General features: G+C 70.5%; 22 protein-coding genes. 11 read left to right on the top strand and 11 right to left on the bottom strand.

Annotated features, from left to right (window positions below; translation table 11 throughout):
- Window positions 1-42: 42 nt before the first annotated feature.
- Both pheA and BLT23_RS36985 read left to right on the top strand, forming a co-directional pair.
- A complete protein-coding gene (pheA, locus tag BLT23_RS36990; RefSeq protein ID WP_090059468.1) occupies window positions 43-933 on the top strand; it encodes a prephenate dehydratase in 891 nt (296 codons plus the stop codon).
- The gene (locus tag BLT23_RS36985) at window positions 930-1,532 is read left to right on the top strand and encodes a histidine phosphatase family protein (protein ID WP_090059465.1); all 603 of its coding nucleotides are present in this window, start codon (window positions 930-932) and stop codon (window positions 1,530-1,532) included. Before pheA ends, BLT23_RS36985 begins: the two co-directional genes overlap by 4 nt.
- Before the next feature lie 7 nt (window positions 1,533-1,539).
- On the opposite strand, the gene BLT23_RS36980 is transcribed toward BLT23_RS36985, so the two are convergent.
- Window positions 1,540-1,890 (bottom strand): metallopeptidase family protein, encoded by a 351-nt coding sequence (locus BLT23_RS36980; protein WP_090059463.1) that lies wholly within the window; start codon window positions 1,888-1,890, stop codon window positions 1,540-1,542.
- A complete protein-coding gene (locus BLT23_RS36975) occupies window positions 1,887-2,942 on the bottom strand; it encodes a septum formation family protein (protein WP_245744558.1) in 1,056 nt (351 codons plus the stop codon). Before BLT23_RS36975 ends, BLT23_RS36980 begins: the two co-directional genes overlap by 4 nt.
- A 155-nt stretch (window positions 2,943-3,097) precedes the next feature.
- Here BLT23_RS36975 and BLT23_RS36970 point away from each other — a divergent pair, with 155 nt between their 5' ends.
- The 4 genes from BLT23_RS36970 (at window position 3,098) to serS (ending at window position 6,742) form a co-directional block, all read left to right on the top strand.
- Window positions 3,098-3,715 carry a hypothetical protein gene (locus tag BLT23_RS36970; RefSeq protein WP_245744557.1) on the top strand — a complete coding sequence of 206 codons (618 nt, stop codon included), beginning with the start codon at window positions 3,098-3,100 and terminating at the stop codon, window positions 3,713-3,715.
- Between the two features lie 6 nt (window positions 3,716-3,721).
- Window positions 3,722-4,885, top strand: a complete 1,164-nt coding sequence (locus tag BLT23_RS36965) for a glutathionylspermidine synthase family protein (protein WP_090059454.1) — start codon at window positions 3,722-3,724, stop codon at window positions 4,883-4,885.
- A 21-nt stretch (window positions 4,886-4,906) separates the two neighbouring features.
- On the top strand, window positions 4,907-5,356 hold the full coding sequence (locus BLT23_RS36960) for a DUF350 domain-containing protein (protein WP_090059452.1): 450 nt from the start codon (window positions 4,907-4,909) through the stop codon (window positions 5,354-5,356).
- Between the two features lie 135 nt (window positions 5,357-5,491).
- The gene (serS, locus tag BLT23_RS36955; protein WP_090059449.1) at window positions 5,492-6,742 is read left to right on the top strand and encodes a serine--tRNA ligase; all 1,251 of its coding nucleotides are present in this window, start codon (window positions 5,492-5,494) and stop codon (window positions 6,740-6,742) included.
- Here the strand turns inward: serS and lhgO are convergent.
- Window positions 6,729-7,904: an L-2-hydroxyglutarate oxidase gene (lhgO, locus tag BLT23_RS36950; protein ID WP_090059446.1), complete on the bottom strand. Its 1,176-nt coding sequence runs from the start codon at window positions 7,902-7,904 to the stop codon at window positions 6,729-6,731. The genes serS and lhgO overlap by 14 nt on opposite strands.
- A 30-nt stretch (window positions 7,905-7,934) precedes the next feature.
- Complete coding sequence (locus tag BLT23_RS36945; RefSeq protein ID WP_090059443.1) at window positions 7,935-8,816, bottom strand: LLM class flavin-dependent oxidoreductase; 882 nt, start codon at window positions 8,814-8,816, stop codon at window positions 7,935-7,937.
- A gap of 71 nt (window positions 8,817-8,887) precedes the next feature.
- Between BLT23_RS36945 and BLT23_RS36940 the strand changes: the two genes are divergently transcribed.
- A complete protein-coding gene (locus BLT23_RS36940) occupies window positions 8,888-9,691 on the top strand; it encodes an HAD family hydrolase (RefSeq protein WP_176947101.1) in 804 nt (267 codons plus the stop codon).
- Between the two features lie 53 nt (window positions 9,692-9,744).
- Window positions 9,745-10,680, top strand: coding sequence for an NAD-dependent epimerase/dehydratase family protein (locus tag BLT23_RS36935; protein WP_090059440.1), 936 nt, complete (start codon window positions 9,745-9,747; stop codon window positions 10,678-10,680).
- A gap of 19 nt (window positions 10,681-10,699) precedes the next feature.
- Here BLT23_RS36935 and BLT23_RS36930 read toward each other — a convergent pair whose 3' ends face one another.
- From BLT23_RS36930 to BLT23_RS36915, 4 genes are read right to left on the bottom strand one after another with little or no spacing between them, the layout of a single operon-like run.
- The gene (locus BLT23_RS36930; protein WP_090059437.1) at window positions 10,700-11,059 is read right to left on the bottom strand and encodes a DUF2304 domain-containing protein; all 360 of its coding nucleotides are present in this window, start codon (window positions 11,057-11,059) and stop codon (window positions 10,700-10,702) included.
- A 2-nt stretch (window positions 11,060-11,061) separates the two neighbouring features.
- The gene (locus BLT23_RS36925) at window positions 11,062-11,751 is read right to left on the bottom strand and encodes a glycosyltransferase family 2 protein (RefSeq protein WP_090059434.1); all 690 of its coding nucleotides are present in this window, start codon (window positions 11,749-11,751) and stop codon (window positions 11,062-11,064) included.
- 45 nt (window positions 11,752-11,796) lie between these two features.
- Window positions 11,797-12,933: a glycosyltransferase family 4 protein gene (locus BLT23_RS36920; RefSeq protein WP_090059432.1), complete on the bottom strand. Its 1,137-nt coding sequence runs from the start codon at window positions 12,931-12,933 to the stop codon at window positions 11,797-11,799.
- Between the two features lie 22 nt (window positions 12,934-12,955).
- On the bottom strand, window positions 12,956-14,230 hold the full coding sequence (locus tag BLT23_RS36915; protein ID WP_090059429.1) for an MATE family efflux transporter: 1,275 nt from the start codon (window positions 14,228-14,230) through the stop codon (window positions 12,956-12,958).
- A gap of 52 nt (window positions 14,231-14,282) precedes the next feature.
- On the opposite strand from BLT23_RS36915, the gene BLT23_RS36910 reads away from it, so the two are divergent.
- Window positions 14,283-15,053 (top strand): glycosyltransferase, encoded by a 771-nt coding sequence (locus BLT23_RS36910; RefSeq protein ID WP_176947100.1) that lies wholly within the window; start codon window positions 14,283-14,285, stop codon window positions 15,051-15,053.
- A gap of 54 nt (window positions 15,054-15,107) precedes the next feature.
- Here the strand turns inward: BLT23_RS36910 and BLT23_RS36905 are convergent, their stop codons facing one another.
- The 3 genes from BLT23_RS36905 to BLT23_RS36895 all read right to left on the bottom strand — a co-directional run bounded on the left by BLT23_RS36905 (window position 15,108) and on the right by BLT23_RS36895 (window position 19,480).
- On the bottom strand, window positions 15,108-17,036 hold the full coding sequence (locus BLT23_RS36905; protein ID WP_143036174.1) for a DUF6541 family protein: 1,929 nt from the start codon (window positions 17,034-17,036) through the stop codon (window positions 15,108-15,110).
- A gap of 65 nt (window positions 17,037-17,101) precedes the next feature.
- Window positions 17,102-18,334, bottom strand: coding sequence for an acyltransferase family protein (locus BLT23_RS36900; protein ID WP_090059422.1), 1,233 nt, complete (start codon window positions 18,332-18,334; stop codon window positions 17,102-17,104).
- 24 nt (window positions 18,335-18,358) lie between these two features.
- On the bottom strand, window positions 18,359-19,480 hold the full coding sequence (locus BLT23_RS36895; RefSeq protein ID WP_090059419.1) for an acyltransferase family protein: 1,122 nt from the start codon (window positions 19,478-19,480) through the stop codon (window positions 18,359-18,361).
- 303 nt (window positions 19,481-19,783) lie between these two features.
- Between BLT23_RS36895 and BLT23_RS36890 the strand changes: the two genes are divergently transcribed.
- Both BLT23_RS36890 and BLT23_RS36885 read left to right on the top strand, forming a co-directional pair.
- On the top strand, window positions 19,784-21,418 hold the full coding sequence (locus tag BLT23_RS36890) for a glycosyltransferase (protein ID WP_245744556.1): 1,635 nt from the start codon (window positions 19,784-19,786) through the stop codon (window positions 21,416-21,418).
- Complete coding sequence (locus BLT23_RS36885) at window positions 21,415-22,314, top strand: glycosyltransferase family 2 protein (RefSeq protein WP_090059416.1); 900 nt, start codon at window positions 21,415-21,417, stop codon at window positions 22,312-22,314. Before BLT23_RS36890 ends, BLT23_RS36885 begins: the two co-directional genes overlap by 4 nt.
- The last annotated feature ends 8 nt before the right edge of the window (window positions 22,315-22,322 follow it).

The following is a 22,322-nucleotide window of genomic DNA, read 5'->3' as shown; positions in this document are numbered from 1 at the left end:
GCCGCTGACACCGGCGTGATCCACGCCTCTACTCTTTGCGGCGTGCCTCGCATTGCGTACTTCGGACCACAGGGAACCTTCACCGAGCAGGCCGCGATGCGGTTCGACGGTGATCTCGTGCCGTTCGAGACCATCCCGCTCGCCATCGCCGCGCTGCGCACGGGGGACACCGAGTTCGCGTGCGTGCCCATCGAGAACTCCGTCGAGGGCGCCGTGCCCGCCACCCTCGACGCCCTCGTGCGCGACGAACCGGTCGTCGCCGTGGCCGAGACCGTCCTGGACGTCCGGTTCAGCGTCCTGGTGCGTCCCGGCACCACCGAGATCAAGACGATCGCGTCGCACCCGCACGCGCTCGCCCAGGTCCGCGAGTGGATCGCGGCCCAGTTGCCCGGCGTGACCTCCATCGCGACCTCGTCGACCGCGGGTGCCGCTGCCGCCGTCGAGCGCGGTGAGTTCGACGCCGCCGTGACCGCGCCCGTGGCCGTGCACCACTACAAGCTGGACGAGTACGCCACGGACGTCCTCGACGTGCCCGACGCGCGCACGAGGTTCCTGCTGCTGCGCCTGCCGGGAGCGCTGCCCGAGCCGACCGGGGCCGACCGCACCAGCGTCGTCGTGACGACCCCGAACCGGGTGGGCGTGCTCTCGGAGCTGCTGACCGAGCTCGCGCTGCGTGGGATCAATCTCACCGGCCTGGAATCGCGCCCCATGAAGGGCAAACTGGGCACGTACCGCTTCTACATCGACGTCGAGGGGCACATCGCAGAGCCGAGGATCGGTGACGCGCTGGCCGCGCTGCACCGGCACTCGGACGAGATCAGGTTCCTCGGGTCCTACCCGAAGGCCGATCGGGAGCCCGTCGAGGCTCACAACGAGGAGTTCGCCGCAGCCGCCTCCTGGGTCGATGCTGTCAGGGAGGGCAAACGCGGGTGAGGTTGCTGCTGGTCAGGCACGGCGAGACGGCGTCGAACACCGAGCGCAGGCTGGACACGGCCATGCCGGGTCCACCGCTCACGGAGCTCGGCCACAAGCAGGCCCGCGAGCTGGCCGACGCGCTGGCGGGGGAGCCGATCAGCGCCGTCTACGCGAGCACCGGCCTGCGCGCCCAGCAGACCGCCGCCCCGACCGCCGAGCGCTTCGGCCTGCCCGTCCAGGTCTTGGAGGGCGTCCACGAGATCCAGGTCGGCTCCCTGGAGGGCCGCAACGACACCGAGGCGTACCGCACGTACCTGGAGACCGTCGTCCAGTGGGCGGAGGGCGCGCTGCACGTGCCGTTCCCCGGCGGCGGCGAGACCGGGCAGCAGGTCCTCGACCGGTTCCTGGCCGCCATCGAGTCGATCCACCGGCCCGGCAGCACGGCCGTCGTCGTGACGCACGGCGGCGCCGGGCGCATGGGCGCGCTGGCGCTCGCGTCGAACGTCCCGGTGGAGCTGGCGGAGAACCTGCTGCCGAACACCGCCGTCGTGGCGCTGGAGCACGACGGCGACACCTGGGCGTGCCGCTCCTGGGCCGGCGTGGAGATCACCGGCTAGAGCCGGCTCAGCCCCAGCCCAGCTCGTGCAGGCGCGCGTCGTCCACCCCGAAGTGGTGCGCGATCTCGTGCACCACGGTGATGGTGACCTCCTCCACCACGTCGTCCTCGGTGTCGCAGATGTCGAGGATCGCCTCGCGGTAGATGAAGATGTGGTCCGGCAGCGCGCCGCCGTAGTCGGTGGACCGCTCGGTCAGCGCGATGCCCTGGTAGAGGCCGAGCAGTGACGGGTCCTCGGGGTTGCGGTCCTCGACCAGCACCACGACGTTGTTCATCGCGTGCGTGAACTCCGGCGGGACGAGGTCCAGCGCCTCCTCGACCAGCTCCTCGAAGCGGGCCCGCGTCATCTCGACGGTCATCGGTTCTCAGTGGTCGTCGTGGGCGAGGACGAGGACGGCTTGTCCGGCTTGCTCGACTCGGACGGGCTGCCCGACTCCGACGGCTTGCCGGACTCGGAGTGCAGCGGCGCGCCGGTCGGCTCGTCCTGCGGGCGGACCGAGGTGGTCTGCGGCGGGTTCGACGTGGTCAGCGGGGCGCCGTCGGGGTTGCGGACGCTGCCCTCCCAGGCGACCAGGTTCTCGCCCTGGGGCACCGCGCCGATCTTGCAGTTGGCCTTGCGGGAGCCGACGGCCCAGCTCTCCTCGGCCCGCGTGTCCCACGTGACCAGCAGGTTCTTGGCCTTCAGGTCGGCGCCGCCGGTGTACTCGTTGGCGACCTCCGCGCACTTCTCCGACATCACGGCGTCCTGCTGTTCGATCGGCAGGTACGCGCCCTCGGGGTGCTGCACGACCCCGATGATCTCGAACGCGTGTGGCTTGGCGCACTCGATCGGGTCGCCGACCGTGTTGTTCTCACCGAGCGCCACGCACACGCCGGGGTCGTACACGTTCGACTGATCTTGCGTCTTCGCGCTGCCGTACGACGGCAGAGCGGCGCCGGACGGCGCGGTGACCTGGAGGCCGCAGCGCAACTGGCGGTACCCGCTCGCCCATCTGGTCTCGTCCGGGTTGAGCGTGCTGATGCCGTACTTGCCCTGCGGGTCGAGCTTGCCGGACATGTACGTGGTCGCCGCCTGCGTGCAGTTCTCCTGCGCGATCTTCTCCCAGGCTTCCGCGTTCGGGAACGGAGCCTCGGCCGGATAGGCGGAGGTGATGTCCGCCGTGCCGGTCACCTCGAACTTGTGCGCGGCCGAGCAGTCGACCTTCTGCGCGTCGGACAGATCGGGCTTTTCCCAGTTCAGGCACTCGCCGGCGGCCGCCTCGTACGCGGCGTTGACGAGCTCGCGCTTCGTCCCGACCGGTCCGCCCGCGAGCACGGAGGTGAACGCGGACAGCATCAACAGGGCGAAGGCACCGACGAACGCGCCGACCATCACAAGCCGCGTGTCGCGGATGTGACCAGATCGACTCAACCAACCGGCGCTCGGAGACATCTCATCCATGATGCCCGTGCCGTGTGAGGCGACTGTGCGCCGGGGTTGGGGTCGAGTGTTGCTTTTAGGACACTCGTCGCCCAAATGGCCGTGTTGGAGCCGTCTCGCTAGGTACCTTGCCCGCGGGAGTGGTGATGACTGACAACAACTTGCCAGAGCCTGGCCAGCCGACGCCGCAGTCGGGACCGCCCGGACAGCAACCTCCGCAGTACCAGCCTGCGCCGCAGAAGCCCGTGAAGGGGCAGGTGCGGCAGCAGCAGGCCGGTGTGACCAAGCCGCGCCAGGCGACGGTGGCCGAGCAACGCGCCCGTGCCGCCGCGTTGAAGGCGCAGCAGGAGCGGTTCGCCGCCGAGTCGGCCGCCTTCGAGAAGAAGCGGAAGACCCGGAAACGCCTGCTCGTCGCCGGTGGCGTCACCGTCGGCGTCGTCGCGCTCGTCGCGATCTGGTACGCGGCCGCCAGTCCGAAGAACGTGACGGCGCAGTGCACCGACGCGAACAACGTGATCGTCGATGACGACTATTGCGACGAATCGTACTACCGCAGTCACGGTGGGTACTCGTCGGGTGGCTTCATCTACATCGGCGGCAGCTCGTACCGCTACAACTACGGCGGCAGCGGCACGGTCGGCCAGAAGGTCAGCGGCGGCAGTTACACGATCCCGAAGGGTGCGTCGGTCAGCACGAAGTCGGGCACGACCGTGCAGCGCGGCGGCTTCGGCATCAGCGGCGGCTCGAAGAGCAGCGGAGGCTGAGCACAGTTGCGTCGTGAAGCCTCACATCCGCGGCCGAACTGGCAGCGGACGGTCTCCGACCAGGGCCTGGTGTTCGGGCTGCCCGCGAAGTACGCGAACGGCTCCGACCGCCCGTACTGGGACGAGTCCGTGCACTACGTGTTCGACATGAGCGAGGTCCTCTCGCTCGAAGCCGACGTCGAGCTGCTCCACTCCATGTGCCTCGACGCAGTGGACAACGTGATCCTCACCGAGCGGTACCGGGACTTCGGCATCCCCGAGTGGGTCTGGCCGCACATCGCCGAGTCGTGGCGCCGCCGCGACCCGCACGTGTACGGCCGCTTCGACCTGCGCTACGACGGGTCCGGTCCCGCGAAGCTGCTCGAGTACAACGCGGACACCCCCACCTCCCTGCTGGAGGCCGCCTACATCCAGTGGTACTGGAAGGAGGAGGTCTTCCCCGACGACGACCAGTGGAACTCGCTGCACGAGCGCCTGGTCGAGCGCTGGGCCGAGATCGGTGCCAAGCTCCCGTCGAGCGAGCTGCACTTCAGCTGGTCGAGCGCGGACCCGTCCGGCGAGGACCACCTCACCACCGCGTGCCTGCAGGAGACGGCCGCCGAGGCCGGGCTCAACACCGTCGGCATCGCGATGGAGGACATCGGCTGGGACACGCTGCTCAACCGGTTCGTCGACCTCGAAGAGGCGCCGATGGGCACGGTGTTCAAGCTCTACCCGTGGGAGTGGGTGGTCGAGGAGGAGTTCGGCCGCCACGCCGTCGAGTCGCTGCCCGGCACGCTCTGGCTCGAACCGCTGTGGAAGATGCTGCTCTCCAACAAGGCGCTGCTCGCGGTCCTGTGGGAGATGTACCCAGGCCACCCCAACCTGCTCCCCGCCTACCTCAACGACCCCGGGATGCTGACCGAGTACGTGCGCAAGCCGCTGCTCGGCCGCGAGGGGGCGAACATCCAGATCGTCGCCCCCGGCTACGAGACGCAGACCGGCGGCGTCTACGGCAAAGAGGGATTCGTCTACCAGCTGTTCGATCCGCTTCCGGACTTCGACGGCTACCGCCCCGCGTTGGGCGCCTGGGTCGTCGGCGACACGTCGGCGGGCCTCGGCATCCGGGAAACGGTCGGTCTCGTGACCGACGATGGCGCGGCGTTCGTGCCGCATCGAATTGTTGAGTAAGACTCCGAAAGGGAACAGCACATGTACGAGCTCGCGTTGGACCCCGGCTTCGGCTCGGCGATCGGCCGGGGCATCGGCGCGATCGCGCTGTACGCCGTCGTCGGTCTGGTCCTCATGGTGTTCGGCTTCTACGCGATCGACTGGACGACGCCGGGCAAGCTGTCGCTCCTGGTCCGCAACGGGGCCCCGAACGCCGTGATCGTGACCGCCTCCGGCCTCGTGTCGATGGCGTTCATCGTGGTCGTCGCCATCCTCAGCGCCGTCGGCAAGCTGGACGAGGGCCTGCTCACCTCGTTGATCTACGGCATCGTCGGCATCATCGTGCAGGTGGCGGCCGTCCGTCTGCTGGAGTGGGTGACGCGCCTGGACATCGGTTCGATCATCGAGTCGGACGAGTTCGCGCCGGCCTCCGTCGTCGTCGCCGCCGCGCACTTCTCCCTCGGCCTCGTGGTGGCGTTCGCGATCTGGTAAACCCGCGCTTTCCGCTTCGTGGAAGTCACGCGGGGGCCCCGCGTTTCCTGCCAGGGAACGCGGGGCCCCCGCGTGTCCGCGGGAACCGGGATATCCGCGTGAAGGTCGGTTGGGGTGGGGACTACCCTTCTGCAGGTGATTGACCTCAAGGTGTTGCGCGAGAACCCGGAGATCGTGCGCGCTTCGCAGCGTGCCCGCGGCGAGGACGAGGGTGTCGTCGACTCCCTGCTGTCCGCTGACGAGCGCAGGCGCAGCGCCATCTCCCGCGCGGACACCCTGCGGGCCGAGCAGAAGGTGCTCGGCAAGGAGGTCGGCAAGGCCAAGGGCGACGAGCGCGCCGCCCTGCTCGTCAAGGCGAAGGACCTGGCCGCCGAGGTCAAGGCCGCCGAGGCCGAGCAGAACGCCACCGCCGAGGAGGTCAACGCGCTCCTCGCGAAGATCCCGAACCTGGTGCACCCGGACGCCCCGGTCGGCGGCGAGGACGACTACCGCGTCATCAAGACCGTCGGTGAGCCGCGTCGGTTCGACTTCGAGCCGCAGGACCACCTCGACCTGGGCACGAAGCTCGGCGCGATCGACATGGAGCGCGGCGCCAAGGTCGGCGGCTCGCGGTTCTACTTCCTCAAGGGCGTCGGCGCGCAGCTGGAGCTCGCGCTGCTGAACATGGCGGCGGCGCAGGCCACGGCCAACGGGTTCGAGCTGATGATCACGCCGACGCTGGTGCGTCCGGAGATCATGGCGGGCACCGGCTTCCTGGGCGCGCACTCCAGCGAGATCTACCACCTGCCCGCCGACGACCTGTACCTGGTCGGCACGTCGGAGGTGCCGCTCGCGGGCTACCACGCGGACGAGATCCTCGACGGCGAACGCCGGTACGCGGGCTGGTCGTCGTGCTACCGCCGCGAGGCCGGGTCGTACGGCAAGGACACCCGCGGCATCATCCGCGTGCACCAGTTCAACAAGGTCGAGATGTTCTCCTACGTCAAGCCGGAGGACGCCGAGGCGGAGCACGCCCGGCTGCTCGGCTGGGAAGAGGAGATGCTCGCCAAGATCGAGGTGCCCTACCGGGTCATCGACACGGCGACGGGCGACCTCGGTACGTCGGCGCACCGCAAGTTCGACTGCGAGGCGTGGGTGCCGACCCAGCAGAAGTACCGCGAGCTGACGTCGACGTCCAACTGCACGACGTTCCAGGCCCGCCGCCTGAACGTCCGCTACCGGGACGACAACGGCAAGACGCAGATCGCGGCCACGCTGAACGGCACGCTCGCGACGACCAGGTGGATCGTCGCGATCCTGGAGAACCACCAGAACGCCGACGGGTCGGTCACCGTCCCGCAGGCGCTGCGGCCGTTCATGGGCACGGACGTCCTCACGCCCCGCTAGCGATCACCTGGCCGGCGACGTGCTTCGCGATCTCCAGCGAGCCCGTCGCCGCCGGTGACGGCGCGTTGAGCACGTGCACCTGGCGTGGTGCGGTCTCGACCAGGAAGTCGTCGACGAGCGACCCGTCCGGCAGCATCGCCTGGGCCCGCACGCCGCTCTCCGCGCGCACCAGGTCGTCCTCGCGCACGGCGGGCACGAGCCGGGCGAGCGAGGCGGCGAAGCGCTTGCGCGAGAGCGAGCGCAGCACCTCCTCGACGCCGGTCCGCGCGTACTTGCGGGCCAGCCGCCACGCGCCGGGGAACCGGGCGATGTCGGCGACGTCGGACGGCGACACGTCCCGCCACCGGTAGCCCTCGCGGCGCAGCGCGAGCACCGCGTTCGGGCCGCAGTGCACCGAGCCGTCGAGCATCCGGGTGAGGTGCACGCCGAGGAACGGCAGCGTCGGGTCGGGCACCGGGTAGATCAGCCCGCGCACCAGCTCGGTGCGCTTGAGCTCGTAGTACTCGCCGCGGAACGGCACGATCTTCGCCCGCGGCGAGAGCCCGGCGAGCCGGGCGACCCGGTCGCTCTGCAGGCCCGCGCAGTTCACCAGCGCGTCGGCCCGCACGACCCCCTGCGGCGTGGCGACCTCGACGGCGCCGCCGGAGGTCCTGATCGCCAGGGCGGGGGAGCGCAGCCGCAGGTCGTGGCCGTCGAGCAGCCGCACGAGAGCGGCGCAGACGGCCGGGTAGTCGATGATGCCGGTGCTTTCGACGTGCAACGCGGCCACGCACGCCACCTCGGGCTCGTGGTCGAGCGCCTCGGCGGCGGAGACCATCTTCGCCGGGACGCCGTTCGCCTCCGCGCGCTCGGCCAGCGCCTTCAGCCGCGGCACCTCCTCCTCGGACGTCGCCACGACGAGCTTGCCGCACACCTCGACCGGGACGCCGTGCTCCCGCGCGAAGGCCACCATCGACGCGTTGCCCGCCACGGACATCCGCGCCTTCAACGAGCCCGGCTTGTAGTAGAGGCCCGCGTGCACGACGTTCGAGTTGTGGCCGGTCTGGTGGGCGCCCCAGCGCCCCTCCTTCTCCAGCACCGTCACGCGCAGGCCGCGCGCGGCCAGTTCCGCGGCCACGGCCAGCCCGACGATTCCGCCACCGATCACCACAACAGAGCGCACGATGACGGAATCTAGTTCAGCGCCCGGCCGTTACAGCTGCCGGTCGAGGGTCGGCAGAACGTCCGCCGCGACGTTCTCCACGACCTGCTCGCTGCCCGCGTACACGCCGTCGTGCCGCGGCCAGTGCGCCACCACGTCGGTGAAGCCCAGCTCGGCCGCCCTGCCCACGGCGTCGACGAAGCACTCCACGCTGGACAGCGAGTAGACCGGCGCCGAGTCGAGGTTGAGGTACCGGTTCACGCGCGTCGTGCGGCCCTGGGTGTCGAGCGTCTCGGTGAACCGCTCGGAGATCTCCGCCACGCCGCGCCACCACGTCTCGTGGTCCTCGGTCTCCGGTCCCGTGGTGATCCAGCCCTGGCCGAACCGCGCCGCGATCGCCATCGCCTTCGGGCCGTTCGCCGCCACCACGAACGGCACCCGCGGCCGCTGCACGCAGCCGGGCGCGCTGCGGGCCTCGTCGGCCGAGTAGAACCGGCCCTCCCACGTCGTGCGGTCGCGGACCAGCAACTGGTCGAGCAGCTCGACGAACTCGCCGAACCGCGCGGTCCTGTCGCCCGGCAGCAACGGCTTCGCGCCGGTCACCACCGTGTCGTACCCCGCCCCACCTGCGCCGACGCCGAGCGTGAACCGCCCGTCGGAGACGTCGTCGACCGTCAGCACGTCCCGCGCGAACGGCACGGGGTGGCGGAAGTTCGGGCTCGCGACGAACGTGCCGAGCCGGATGCGGGAGGTGACGAGCGCCGCCGCCGTCAGCGTCGGGACCGCTCCGAACCAGGGGCCGTCCACCAGCGTGCGCCAGCCGAGGTGGTCGTAGGTCCACGCGTGGTGGAAGCCGTACTCCTCGGCCGCGCGCCACTTGGGTTCGGCGATCCACCATCGGTGTTCCGGGAGAATCACGATTCCAGCGCGCACCGACGTACCGTAGCCAGCGGTTCAGCCCGCGACGAACTTGGCTCAGGTTACCGACGAGGCAAGATGGCGGTGTGGAACAACCTCGCCTGGTCGCCTCCGACGTCGACGGAACCCTGCTCACCCCGCTGGAGTCCGTGAGCCCCCGCACCGCGGAGGTCGTCTCCCGCGTGCTCGCCGCGGACGTGCCGTTCGTGCTGGCCACGGGACGGCCGCCGCGCTGGATTCCGCGCATCGCCGCGGAGGCCGGACTCGACGGGCTCGCCGTGTGCGCGAACGGCGCGGTCCTCTACGACATCGGCCGCGACGAGATCGTCTGGGCCCGCACCCTCAGCCCGGTGCAGCTGAACGACATCGCGGCCGCCGTCGACAGCGTCCTGGACGACTGCACGTACGCCGTCGAACTGGTCGGCACGCCCCGGGACGAGCTGACGTTCGTCGCCGAGCTGAGCTACACCCACCCCTGGCCGGAGGGCCCGCACAGCGGCCTCACCCGCGCCGAGACGCTCGGCCGTCCCGCCACGAAGCTGCTGGTCAGGCACAGCGGCATGACCAGCGCGGAGATGGCGTCCGCGATCAACGAGGTGCTGCGCGGCGAGGTGGACCTCACGTTCTCCACGAACAGCGGCCTGATCGAGATGTCCGTGCACGGCGTCACGAAGGCGTCCGGCCTCGCGGACGTCGCGGAACGGTTCGGCGTCGCGCCCGAGCACGTCATCGCGTTCGGCGACATGCCCAACGACGTCGAGATGCTGCGGTGGGCCGGGCACGGCGTGGCGATGGCCAACGGCCACGAGGCCGCCAAGGCCGCCGCGGACGAGGTCACCGGCCCGAACGCCGAGGACGGCGTCGCCATGGTGCTGGAACGGTGGTTCTGAGCCCTGGATACCCTGTGCGCAAACCCGGCTGATCCCCACTCGAAGAGGTTTCCGTGCGTGCACTCGTGACCGGCGGCGCCGGTTTCATCGGCTCCACCCTGGTCGACCGCCTGCTGCGTGACGGGCACGAGGTCCACGTCGTCGACGACCTGCGGCGCGGCACGCGCACGGCGCCCGCCGACCCGGCCCACGCCGACCGGTACTCCTTCACCCGGCTCGACATCGCGAGCCCGGAGCTGGCCGACGTCGTCGCCGGCTTCGCGCCCGAGGTTGTCCACCACCTGGCCGCGCAGATCGACGTGCGCGTCAGCGTCGCGGACCCGATCCTCGACGCCCAGCAGAACGTCATCGGCACGATCAACGTCGCGGAGGCGGCGCGCAAGGCGGGCGTCCGCAAGGTCTGCTTCGCCTCGTCCGGCGGGTCGATCTACGGCACCCCCGAGCAGCTGCCGGTGTCCGAGGCCGTGCCGATCAACCCGAAGTCGCCGTACGCGGCCAGCAAGGTCTCCGGCGAGGTGTACCTGAACACCTACCGCCAGCTCTACGGCCTGGAGTGCACGCACCTCGCGCTGGCGAACGTGTACGGCCCGCGGCAGGACCCGCACGGCGAGGCGGGCGTGGTGGCGATCTTCGCGAACGCCCTGCTGGCGGGGAAGCCGACGAAGCTCTTCGGCGACGGCGGCAACACCCGCGACTACGTCTTCGTCGAGGACGTGGTGGCCGCGTTCGTGGCGGCCTCCGGCGAGAACGGCGGCGGCCAGCGCTACAACATCGGCACCGGTCAGCAGGTGTCCGACAAGGACCTGCACAGCCTGGTCGCCGCGGCGGCGGGCGCTCCGGACACCCCGGAGTACGCCCCGGCCCGCCTCGGCGACCTGCGGGCTTCCGCGCTCGACGCCTCGAAGGCGGCGCGCGACCTCGGGTGGGTGCCCGAGGTCGACATCAAGACCGGTGCGGAGCGGACCGTGGAGTACTTCCGCACCGCGTGACGGACCGCGTGACGAACGGTCAGGCGGCGGACTTCTCGGGGTCCGTCGCCGCCGGCGTCTCGGCGCTGCGGATCGCGATCGCCCTGGCGAGCCGCGCGTACCGCAGCTCCAGCTCCTTGAAGCGCAGGTAGGTGTTGATCGTCGCGAAGCCGAACGCGACGATCAGCCCGTACAGCATGAGGTCGGTGCCGCGGCCGACGCCGACGACCTCGGCGATCATCGACACCCACTGCGGCCTGATCACCGCGACGGCGCCCAGGACCATGAAGAGCACGAAGCCGATCTTGACTCCGGCCGCGGTCTTCGTCGTGCCGTGGTGGCGCAGGAACAGCACGAGCAGCAGGACGACCGCGATGATGAGCAGGAACTGGATCAGCATGGTCAGCGCCTCGAACTGGTCTTGAGAGCGGAGTCGAACAGGATGTTGACGCCGTTGATGAGCGACTGGCCCTTCGACATCGAGTACTCGGTGTAGAGGATCTCCACCTGCTCCTCGGTGACCCGCCAGTCCTTGCGGGCGATCATCTCGACGATCTCGGACGCGTGGCCCATGCCGTTGAGGGTGATGGCCATCTCGTCGGCCACCTTCTTGTTGAACACCCGCAGGCCGTTGTGCGCGTCGGACAGCTTCAGCTTGCGCAGCCGCGGGCTGATCGCGACGACCGTCTTCAGCACGACGCGCTTGATCAGCGGGATGTGCGAGTCGTCGCCCTTGAACCGGGTGCCGACGATGATGTCGTACGGCTCCGCGCGCAGGCGTTCGAGCATCTTCAGCACGTCGTGGACCTGGTGCTGGCCGTCGGCGTCGAAGGTCACGAAGTACTCGGCGCCCGGCTGGCTGCGCGCGTACTCGACACCGGTCTGCAGCGCCGCACCCTGGCCGAGGTTCACCGGGTGCTGGACCAGGTGCGCACCCGACGTGCGGATGGCGTCGGCCGAACCGTCCCGGCTACCGTCGTCGACGCACACGATGTTCGGGAACGTCTCCAGCGCGTGGCGCACGACGTCGGCGATCACCTGTGCCTCGTTGTAGACCGGTACGACCAGCCAGACGTCAGACTGGTCCGCCACTGGTGCCTCCAGGCAAGTGAATGTCGAGGGGGAACGAGGACAAGGCTAGCGCGAGCGCTTCGCGGCGCCGCCGCCAGCCAGCAAACCGGTGAACTCGGCGACGGCCGCGTCCCAGCTGAAGTTCTGCCTGGTGATCTCGCCGAGCTTGGCGGCCTTCGCCGCCCGCTCCGGGTCGCGCACCGCGGCTTCGAGCGCGTTCGCGAGCGCCGGGACGTCCCGCGCGGGCACGAGCCTGCCCGTGACGCCGTCGGTGATGATCTCCGCGGTGCCGCCGACGTCGGTGGCCACGACGGTGCAGCCGATCGCCGCCGCCTCCAGCACCGTGGTCGGCAGGCCCTCGGTCCAGCTCGGGTTCACGAACAGCGTGCCGCGCGCCATCTCGGCGAGCGCCGTGTCGTGGTCGACGGCGCCGGTGAACTCGACGAACTCGTCGAGGCCGAGCGACTTCGCGAGCGCGCGCAGCTCCGCCGCGTTCGGGCCGTCACCGAGCAGCCGCAGCCGCAGCGGAAGACCCCGGCGGTGCACCTCGGCGGTCGCGTTGAGCAGGTCCGCGACGCCCTTGCCGTTGATCAGCCTGCCGACGAAGACGGCCGTCGGCGGCTCCTCGACCGGCCGCGCGACCAGGTCGTCCGGCAGCTCGATGCCCCGGTGCAGCACCTTCGCGTCCCGGCCGGAGAGGTCCTTCACGAACTTCCCCGCCGACCCGGAGACCGACACGATCGCGTCGGCCCAGCGCAGCACCGGCTGGCTGGTCAGGGCGTCCACCAGCCACGCCACGAAGCGCACGAACGCGTTGCCGCTCTGCACCGGGCTGGAGCCGTGCTCGACGTGCAGGCGCCGCAGCTTGGCGCGCTTGGCGAACAGCGACGCCCACACGTGCGGCCAGTAGAACCGCGTGTGCGTCATCAGGACCGTGTCCGGGCCGCACTCGGCGCGCAGCCGCTTCGTGAAGCCGGGGTTGGGCAGCGGGTAGTGCGAGATGATCTCGAACCCCGGCCAGCGCACGACCTTCCACCGGTCACCGAGGTGCTCGGTGCCCGCGGGCGCGCCGATGGCGGAGGTGAAGACCGTGATCCTCAGGTCCGGGTTCGCCTCGAGGAGGCGGCGGTGCAGTTCGTGGGCGTAAGCCTCCACGCCGCCCTTGTGCGGCGGGTAGAAGGCCGGCATGTCGACCAGGTGCACGGCGCAGACCCTAGCCGCCCGGTCACCCGGTCGTGGCCGCGGCCTGGTCGCCGTGCCGCAGCACGCCGCCCCACGCCAGCGCCGCCGCCACCAGCCACGCGATCGTCATGCCCAGCGCGACACCGGCGACGCCCAGCCAGAGGCCGAGAGAGGCCACCAGCACCAGCTCCGTCACGAACTGCACGGTGCGCACCCGCGGCCCGAGCCACGCCCGGCCGCTCGCCTTGGCCGCCACCATCGCCGTCTGGGCGGTGGCCAGCAGGAACGCGTACACGAGCAGCAGCAGCACGACCGGCCGCAGGCCCTCCCACGGCGTGCCCAGCGCGGTCGTCATGAAGCCCGCCGGTGCGAGCAGCGTGAGCAGCGCGGCCAGCGCGCTCACGGCCGCCGCGGCGCCGGAGACCAGCATCGGGGCGCGGACGACCTCGCGCGGCGTGCGGCCGGCGAGGTGCGCGAGCAGCGAGTTGCTGATGCCGATGAACAGCACGGTCAGCGCGGTGACCGGCACGAGCGCCTTGCGCAGCAGGCCCAGCCCGTCGAGACCGGTGACGACGGCCGTCACGCCGAACGTCGCCCAGGTGCCCGCCGTCAGGTAGACGGCGTCGATCAGGAAGCCGGGCAGCAGGTCGCGCCGGGACCGCACCCAGTCCTTCACCGCGCCGAACGAGAACGGCGTGCCCGTCAGCGCCACCGCGACCAGCGTCAGCGGCACGCAGGCCAGCGCCCACAGCAGGTAGGTGCCCGACGCGTTCAGCTCGCCGACCAGGATCGCCGTGCCCACCGCCGCGAGGAACAGCACCAGCCACGCCGCGTCCGTGAACAGGGCGCGCATCGGCTTCTGCTTCGCGTAGTTGACGTACCGCGAGTGGTCCAGCACCGCCGTGAACGGCGACGCGAACGCCTGGATCAGCAGCAACGTGCGCGCGGGCCCGCCGACGAACAGCGCGACGACCAGGCAGCCCACGCCGATCGCCACACCCACCAGCAACGACGCCGCGGCGGCACCGCGCACGCCCCGCGTGTCGTTCGTGCCCACCGTCTTCGCGACCAGCAACGGCTCCGCGCCGATCGCGCGGCCGAGGTACCACTGCCCGATCTGCACGATCGCGATCAGCGAGAACACGCCGAACTCGGCGTCGGTCGACACGGGCGCGGCGACCAGCTGCACGGCGAAGGTGATCGCGCTGAACACGAGCTGGTCGAGTGCGACCGCGGACTGGGAGACCCCCGTCGCGACCACGCGCTTGAGCGCGCCGAGCCGCGTCTGTCCGGACGGGGTGGGAGCTGCCGTGGTCACGGTGGTGGAAGGCCCTCTCGGACGGATGGGGAGGCTCCCCTACTGTACGACCATGACTTCGCCCGTCTCCGTGGTGATTCCCAGTGCGCCCGCGAACTCGTTCCTCGAGGAGACGCTGCGTTCGGTGGCCGCGCAGACCCACGAGGAGTGGGAGGTCGTGCTGGTCCTCGACGGCGAGTGCGAGCAGAACCGCGCCGCGGCCGAGGTGCTCGGCGACCGCGTCCAGGTGCACCTGACGCCCGCGCCGCGCAGCGGTCCCGCCGTCGGCCGCAACATCGGCCTGGAGTCGGCCAAGCACGACCTGGTGGCGTTCCTCGACGCGGACGACCTCTGCACCCCCGACCGCCTCGCCCGGCAGGTCCAGGTGCTCACCGAGCAGCCGGACCTGGGCCTGGTCGGCGCGTGGGCGCACAAGATCGACCCGGACGGCGCCGAGGTCGGCGAGCTGCACTCCGTCACCGGCCGCGCCGAGCTCGCCCGCACGATGCTGCTGTTCAACCCGCTGATCACGTCGACGATCGTGGTCCGCAAGCAGCTCGCCACCGACGTCGGCGGCTTCGACCCGCGCCTGGTCCGGCTGGAGGACTACGACCTGTGGCTGCGGCTGCTCGCCAAGGCCGACGGCGACGTGATCGGCGAGGAGCTGCTCGGCTACCGCGTGCACCCCACGCAGTACTCGCGCGGCGGCCTGCTCGGTCCGGCCACGAAGCTGCTGTACCGCAGCAAGCAGGCCGTGGCGAAGCGGATCGGCGTCAGCTCGGCCGCGACGGCGGCCAGGCACGCGGCGTGGCTCGGCGTGCAGGTGGCGAACCGCCGCTGGTGACCGCGCGGGGCAGCCGAGCCGGCAGCCGCCCCCGCCTCGTCAGCCGGGCCGCCCTCAGGGCGTGGTGACCTGGTCCAGCCGCACCTTGTAGATCTTGGCCTGCTCGTTGCTGAACACCAGCTCCAGCGACTTCACCTGGTCGAGGCCGCGCATGCCCGGCGCCCGTTCGATGCCCGGCGCGGCGAAGCCCCAGCCCTCGAAGACGTAGGTCACCTTCAGCCGCTCGACGATCGCGCGGACCTCCCGGTCGGAGTCGAGCCGGTTGAACGACGTGAACAGCTCCGCCCGGTCCTCTCCGACGACCTTCGGTTCGGCCACGCCGTTCAGCGCGTGCCCGAAGACGGGGCGCACCTCTTCGAGGGCCCACATCCACGCCGACCCGTCCGCCGCGTCGTTCATGACGAGGTCGTCCTCGCCGACCAGCTCCGGCAGGCGGTCCATCGCGTCGCGTTCGGCCTCGGTCACGGTGGTCGGGCCGGTGTAGGCGCCGGCGATGCGCTGCACGTTGCGGCCCTGGTAGAAGCCGTCGGTGAGCGCGGCCAGCAGGCCGACGACGACGACCGCGGCGGCGAGGCGGAGCCACGGCGCGGTGCCGATCGGGAAGCGGCGGAACAGGGCCACCAGGCCGTCGCGTGCGACGACGACGCCGTGGCCCGCGAGCACGGTCATGGCGACGACGACGATCGCGGCGAAGCGCCACCTGTCGTTCCACCAGAAGCCGGTGAGCAGGGCGACGAGCTGGCCCTTGTAGGAGGTGGTGAGGACGAACAGGCCGGAGAAGACGACGCCGCCCGCGAGCCACCAGTACATCGGGCGCAGGCCCTTGATGCCGACGAGGCCGAGGATCATCAGGGCGACGAGCCACCACTGCGGGCGCTGTGCCTCGTGGCCGAGGAAGAACAGCTGGCCGAGGGCGTCGGCGGCGTTGGCGTACAGCGGCCACTCGAACGTGCCGCTCGACGCGGTGCCCGCCATGCCGAGCAGCTGCGGGACGGCGTTGACGCCGGCGATGACCCCGGTGACGACGAGCAGGCCGAGCTCGGGCAGCGACACCTTGCGGGCCACGACCCAGCGCTGCACCAGGTAGCACGTGCCGAAGATGATGCCGGTCAGCGTCACGCTCGGGTGCAGTGAGACGAGCCCGCAGAAGCCGAGGGCGGCCGGCAGCACCAGCGACCAGCGGCGCCGGTCGAGCATGGTGATGAACAGCGCGAGGAACGCGGGCATCAGCGCGAGACCCGTGCCGAACGGCCAGATCGGGCCGAAGAACTCCAGGTCGTACGGGAAGGCCGAGAACAGGGCGGCGGCCAGCGCGGCGGAGCCGGCGAGCAGCGGGCGGCCCCCGGCGACGCGGATGACGGCGGCGACGCTCAGCGACACCAGGCCGGCGAGCAGGGCGGCCATCGAGTTCAGCACGACGGTGATCGGGGCGCCGGTGACGCCGAGCGCGGTGGCGGCGACGACGTGGAAGCCGTTGGGGTAGAAGAAGCCCGTGTTGGCGAAGTCGTTGATGTTGCGCAGCGCGGGCGGGTTCGACTGACCGGTTTCCTCGATGAACCGCACCGCGTTGGCGTGGAACATCGCGTCCCAGAACTGGTGGACGTCCGTCAGGCCGTGCGTCGCGCGTGCGGTGATGAACACGCCGAGAGCGGCGGCGACCAGCACGGCGCCCGCGATGCCCGCGTGCTGCCACAGCTGCCACGGCACGAGCTTGGTCTCGGCGCCACCCCAGCGGCGGGTGAGCAGCCGGGCGCCCAGCACGATCAGCGCGATCACGGCGGTCGCGAGCAGCATGCCCCAGATCGACCACCGGCCGAGGAGCACCGGGACGACCGGGGCGGAGACGGCGACGACGCCGTAGGTGAGCAACGGGGCGGTGGCGGCCAGCGCCCAGCCGCGCAGGCCCGCCGCCAGGCCGATCAGCAGACCGGGGACCAGCACCAGGGGCAGCAGGACGCCCAACACGCTTACCTGCGCACTCATCGGGTTTGCCTTTCAGTAGACCCGCTGAGCACGCGGGACGGCACCCACTGTATTCGCGGAGCCGATCAGACCTTTTCGGGCACCCGGTCGCCCGCGGGCTCCACGGGCGGGGGCGACACGGTGACCGGGGTGAGCGGCGTGTCGACCATGCGGCGCATCTTCTTGCGCGCGGGCTCCTCGACGAACCGCCACATCAGGTAGCCGGCGACGCACACGACGACCGGGAGCAGCGGAACGAGGACGTGGAACGCGAGCTGGCCGCCACCGAGCACGCCCGGCCACACCGACTGGGCCTTCCAGACCACCTCGATGATCAGCATGTGCACGAGGTAGACGCTGTAGGAGTAGTGGCCGCCGGTCACGACCGGCTGGTACGACAGCAGGCGGGCGGGGCCGCCGCTGGCCATCGCGAGGGCGAGCAGCAGCGGCGGGAAGAGGAAGACGACGAGCACGGCGGCGTTCGGCCGGTCGACGGCGTGCGCGCCGTACATGATCGCGACGAGGCCGGCGATCAGGACGTACGACCAGACGGTGCCCGCGCGGTCGGTCCTGCGGGTGCGCGGGATGCGGCGCAGCACCAGGCACATCAGGCTGCCGGCGACGAACGCGCCGAGCAGGCGCATCATCCACGTGTAGTCGATGCCGTAGAGGCCGCCACCGGCCGCGGTGAAGATCACGACGGGGAACACGGCCACCATCGCGAGCACCATGAGCTGGCGGTTGCGGGCGACCCGGCCGACGCGGGCGAGCAGCAGCACGAGGAACGGGAACAGGCAGTACACGAACCACTCGGCGCTCACCGACCAGGCGGGGCCGTTCCAGGTGAGCCGGTCGGCGTCCGGTGAGGTCCACAGCACGACCATGAACAGCTGCCGCAGGTAGCTGAGGACCGTGAACTCGTCGGGTGCGACCGGGTCCTCGCTGCCGAGCGCGAGCAGCCCGCCGTGCCACAGCGCGGCGATGTTCAAAGTGACGAAGTACACCGGCCACACGCGGGAGAGCCGGGCCCAGAAGAACATCCTGGTCTTGGCCCGGTCGACCTTGTGACCCATCTTGTCGACGTAGTTGAGGGTGAGCACGAACCCGCTGAGCCCGAAGAACAGGTCGACGCCCAGGTCGCCGTTGTGCAGGATCGGCCACAGCACCTTGGCCACACCGGGGTACTCGCTCGCGATGTTGCCGCGCAGGTGGAAGACGACGACCCACAGCGCCGCGACGATGCGCAAGCCGGTGAGGGGCAGGATCTCACCGCGAGCGGACACGAACTTCGGGCTGACGCCGTTGGCCGGTGCAGGCATGGCGCTGAGGGTACTGGCCACGTCCTACGCCGGATTCGGCACGGGCAGGGGTACCTGTTCGACCGCGGGCGGCGCGCCGACCTGGGCCTTCGCCCGCCGGTCGAGCCGTGCGACCACCCGGCGGCCCACCTCGATCATCGGCTGTTCGACCCAGCGGAAGAGCAGGTCGGCCATGAGCAGCGCCACCACCGTGACGACCAGGGCGGTGAGGGTGCGTTCGACGCGGAACATCGGGAACGTCGCCATGACGAAGATCGCCGCGAACTGCTGGACGAGGTAGAGCGAGTAGGACCGTTCACCGACGAACCTCATCGGCCGCGTGCTGAAGAACCGCACGAGCGGGCCGCCGCCCAGCAGGCTCGGCAGCAGCAGGCACATGACCAGCGCGTACGAGAGGACGGCGGACGTGTCGGCGTTGGTGAGCCTGATCTGCCACGGCGCGGAGAGCTGCACGGCCACGAGCAGCGGGAGGAAGACGAAGCCCAGCCACGGCCGGGTCAGGCCGCGCAGCAGCGCGAAGCCCCGCGGGTCGTGCAGCACGATCGCGAGCGCGCAGCCCATCAGGATCACGATGTAGGACGACGTGCCGTAGGTGTAGAACGGCACGGTCATGGCGGCCACGAGCAGGGCGATCACGCCGAACGTGATGCCGAGGCGGCGGCGCAGCGGGACGACACCGGCGGCGAACGCGAGCAGCGGCCACACGAGGTAGAACTTCTGCTCGATGGCCAGCGTCCACGAGTGGCCGAAGACGTGCCCGTAGGCGATGTACTCGTTGTTGAACGTCGCGTAGTAGGGCAGCACCTCCGCCATCGCGGTCAGCTGCCACTCGTCGCGCCAGTAGTAGAGCAACGCCGTCGCGCCGAGGACGACGTAGTAGACGGGCATCAGGCGGAAGACCCGCCGGAGGTAGAAGTTGCGCACGGACGCGCGGCCCCGGCGGCTCTCTTCGCGCAGGGCGAGGGTCGTGATGAGGAAGCCGGACAGGACGAAGAACAGCTGCACGCCGAGCCAGCCCGCGACGGGGTGCCAGGTCTTGCCGCCGAAGTGCTCGAACACCACCAGCACCGCGGCGACGGCCCGCAGCCCGTCGAGGGCCGGGAATCTTCGCAGCGCCAGGTAGCCGGCATGGGTGAGCTGTGACATCGGAGACCTCGGCTGCCTCGGAGGGCCTGGTGGGAGAGCTGCGGCTCGACCGCGCCGGACGGCGTGGCAGGGGCCCGGCGGAGAGCGCAGAACGACCGCGTTGCGTCGCGGACTGAGGGAGAATGCCACCGCGAACGAGTGATTCCGAGAGGTCGGCGGTGATTTCGGCGACGTGGAGTCACGGTTGCTGAGCTGAACGGGCTAGCCGGGTGCTTGCGCGGGGGCAGTGCCTCACTGCCGGTACCATCGGCTTCGCTCGGCTCCCCATTCGCGGTGAGCGTGGATCAACCCCACCCGAGAGACGTGACGGACAAGCCAAGAAACCAGAAGCCGACCGCTGTGTTCGAGGTCCTCGACGACAGCGGTGTCGGCCTGAGCGACGGCGATGCTCTCCTCGACGGCCGGGAACGCCGCCTCGTCGAGGGTGCCGCCAACTTCTACGCGCTCGCAGGACCGGGGCAGACGTTCCGCCTCACGGTCCTGCGCGGGCCGGCGGGCACCATGCCCGCGCTCACCGACGAGGACCGCACGACGATCGAGTGGGAGGACGACCGCGAGGTCGTCGGCTCCCTGGTCGTGCGCAGCCTCGTGCACACCACCTCGGACCACTCGCCCGCGGACGGCCTGGTCGACATCGCCGTCGACGTCGGCGGGGCGCCCCAGTCGGTGACCGCCTACCACCAGCTGACCGGTGTGCTGGGCAAGGCCCGCAAGGCGGTCCGCTTCCTCGCGCCCGTCCAGTTCGACGCGCTGCGCCAGTTCCGCACGGACATGGTCGAGCGCAAGGGCCGCGACATCCCGCGCAAGGCGCCCGTGCGCCTCACCCGCGGCGCGGAGGCCACCCCGCACGGCGACCAGCCCGCGATCCTGTTCGGCCTGCACTGGCTGGAGCTGGGCGGTGCCGAGCGCTGGGCGGTCGACACGATCCGCCTCGCCAAGGAGGCGGGCTTCACGCCGATCGTGGTCACCGACCGCGACTCCGCGCAGGAGTGGATCACCCGGCCGGAGCTCGACGGCGCGCTCGTCGTGCCGCTGACGCTGCCGCTGGACCCGAAGCAGGAGTCCGCGTTCCTCAACGGCCTGCTGTCGATGTACGACGTGCGCGGCATCCACCTGCACCACTGCACGTGGCTCTACGACAAGCTGCCGTGGATCAAGTCGATCCGCCCGGACATCCCGGTCGTCGACTCGCTGCACGTCCTGGAGTGGCGCACCGGCGGGTTCGTCGACATCTCCGTGCGGCTGTCGAACATGATCGACCGGCACCACGTGATCTCGCCGCAGCTGCGCGACTACCTGGTCGGCAAGCACGGGCTGCCGGCCGAGAAGGTCGTCTTCGCGACCCTCGCGGGCCTCACCACCGGCGGCATCGCCGTCGGCGGCTCCGACGAGGCCGAGAGCAACCCGTTCACGGTGTCGTTCGTCGGCCGGTTCACGCAGCAGAAGCGCCCGTACCTGTTCCTGCAGCTGGCCGCCGAGCTGAAGAAGAGCTCGCCGCGCGAGGTGCGGTTCATCGTCCACGGCCACGGAGAGCTGGCCGCCGAGGTGAACAGCCTGCGCGCCCGCCTGGGCGACGCGGTCGAGCTGCGCGGCGCCGACCGCCCGGTGAGCGACACCTTCCGCGACTCCGATGTGCTCGTCATCTCATCGGACAACGAAGGGCTCACCCTCACGTCCTTCGAAGCGACGGCCGCGGGCGTGCCCGTCGTGTCGGCGGACGTCGGCTCGCAGTCGTCGCTGATCGCCGACGACCTGCTGTGCCCGCGTCACCCGTACTCCTTCGTCCAGGCCGCCGCGGCCCGGATCCGCACCATGATGACCTCTCCCGACCAGCGCAAGACCTGGCTCGACGAGCAGGCAGCCAAGGCCGAAGCCTTCGCGAAGCTGCCGCGGGCCGAGGACTGGACGCGCGACCTCTACCAAGGATGGCTCAAGTGAGCACTGTCGCCGCCGTTGTCGTCACCTACAACCGCAAGGACAAGCTCACAAAGGTCCTCGACCACGTCCTCGCGCAGACCCGCCGTCCCGAGTGGGTCGTCATCGTCGACAACGCCTCCACCGACGGCACCGACGAGGTGCTGAAGGAGTACGAGCAGATCGACGGCGTCGTCGTCGTGCGGCTCAAGGACAACACCGGTGGCGCCGGTGGCTTCGCGACGGGCATGAACAAGAGCTACGAGCTCGGCGCGGACTTCATCTGGATCATGGATGACGACTGCTACGCCAACTCGGACGCCCTCGAGGAGCTGCTCAACGGCCACGCGAAGGCCGAAGAGGCGATGGGCATGCAGCTGCCGTACGCCTGCTCGCTGGTCAAGTGGGTCGACGGCAACATCTGCGAGATGAACAACCCCGGCACCACCTGGGACTGGGGCAAGCTGATCGCGAAGGGCCAGGAGAACGTCCTGGTCACGCACTGCTCGTTCGTCTCGGTGCTGTTCCCGCGCTGGGCGCTCACCAAGTTCGGCCTGCCGCTCACGGAGTACTTCATCTGGTTCGACGACCAGGAGTACACCCTGCGCATCACCAAGGCCGGTCCCGGCGTGCAGGTGCTGCGCAGTGTCGTCGTGCACGACCTCGGCCAGAACCGCGGCGTGAACTTCGGCGACGTGAACGCCTCCAACCTGTGGAAGTTCGAGTACGGCGCCCGCAACGAGTCGTCGTTCCGGCTGCACCACGAGAACCCGGTGTCCTGGCTCAAGTTCCTCGCGCGTCTCGTGCAGGGCCTGCGCCACGGCAACGTTCCCTGGTCCATTCGGGCTAAGCTGTTCCGCAAGGTCGTCGAGGGCATCGCGTTCAACCCGAAGCCCAAGATGCCGCGCTCGGTTCTCTGATCCGAGAT

The organism is Lentzea fradiae (genome assembly GCF_900100955.1).
GTDB classification, from domain to species: domain Bacteria; phylum Actinomycetota; class Actinomycetes; order Mycobacteriales; family Pseudonocardiaceae; genus Lentzea; species Lentzea fradiae.
Note: the sequence above shows the minus strand (reverse complement) of the source record. Positions and strands in the feature narration are given on the sequence as shown.

Excerpts from the sequence above, each read along its gene's own strand:
- BLT23_RS36980 (WP_090059463.1), bottom strand. The coding sequence starts at position 1,890 with ATGACCGTCGAGATGACGCGGGCCCGCTTCGAGGAGCTGGTCGAGGAG.
- BLT23_RS36970 (WP_245744557.1), top strand. The coding sequence starts at position 3,098 with ATGACTGACAACAACTTGCCAGAGCCTGGCCAGCCGACGCCGCAGTCG.
- BLT23_RS36960 (WP_090059452.1), top strand. The coding sequence starts at position 4,907 with ATGTACGAGCTCGCGTTGGACCCCGGCTTCGGCTCGGCGATCGGCCGG.
- BLT23_RS36930 (WP_090059437.1), bottom strand. The coding sequence starts at position 11,059 with ATGCTGATCCAGTTCCTGCTCATCATCGCGGTCGTCCTGCTGCTCGTG.
- BLT23_RS36910 (WP_176947100.1), top strand. The coding sequence starts at position 14,283 with ATGACTTCGCCCGTCTCCGTGGTGATTCCCAGTGCGCCCGCGAACTCG.
- BLT23_RS36905 (WP_143036174.1), bottom strand. The coding sequence starts at position 17,036 with ATGAGTGCGCAGGTAAGCGTGTTGGGCGTCCTGCTGCCCCTGGTGCTG.
- BLT23_RS36900 (WP_090059422.1), bottom strand. The coding sequence starts at position 18,334 with ATGCCTGCACCGGCCAACGGCGTCAGCCCGAAGTTCGTGTCCGCTCGC.
- BLT23_RS36895 (WP_090059419.1), bottom strand. The coding sequence starts at position 19,480 with ATGTCACAGCTCACCCATGCCGGCTACCTGGCGCTGCGAAGATTCCCG.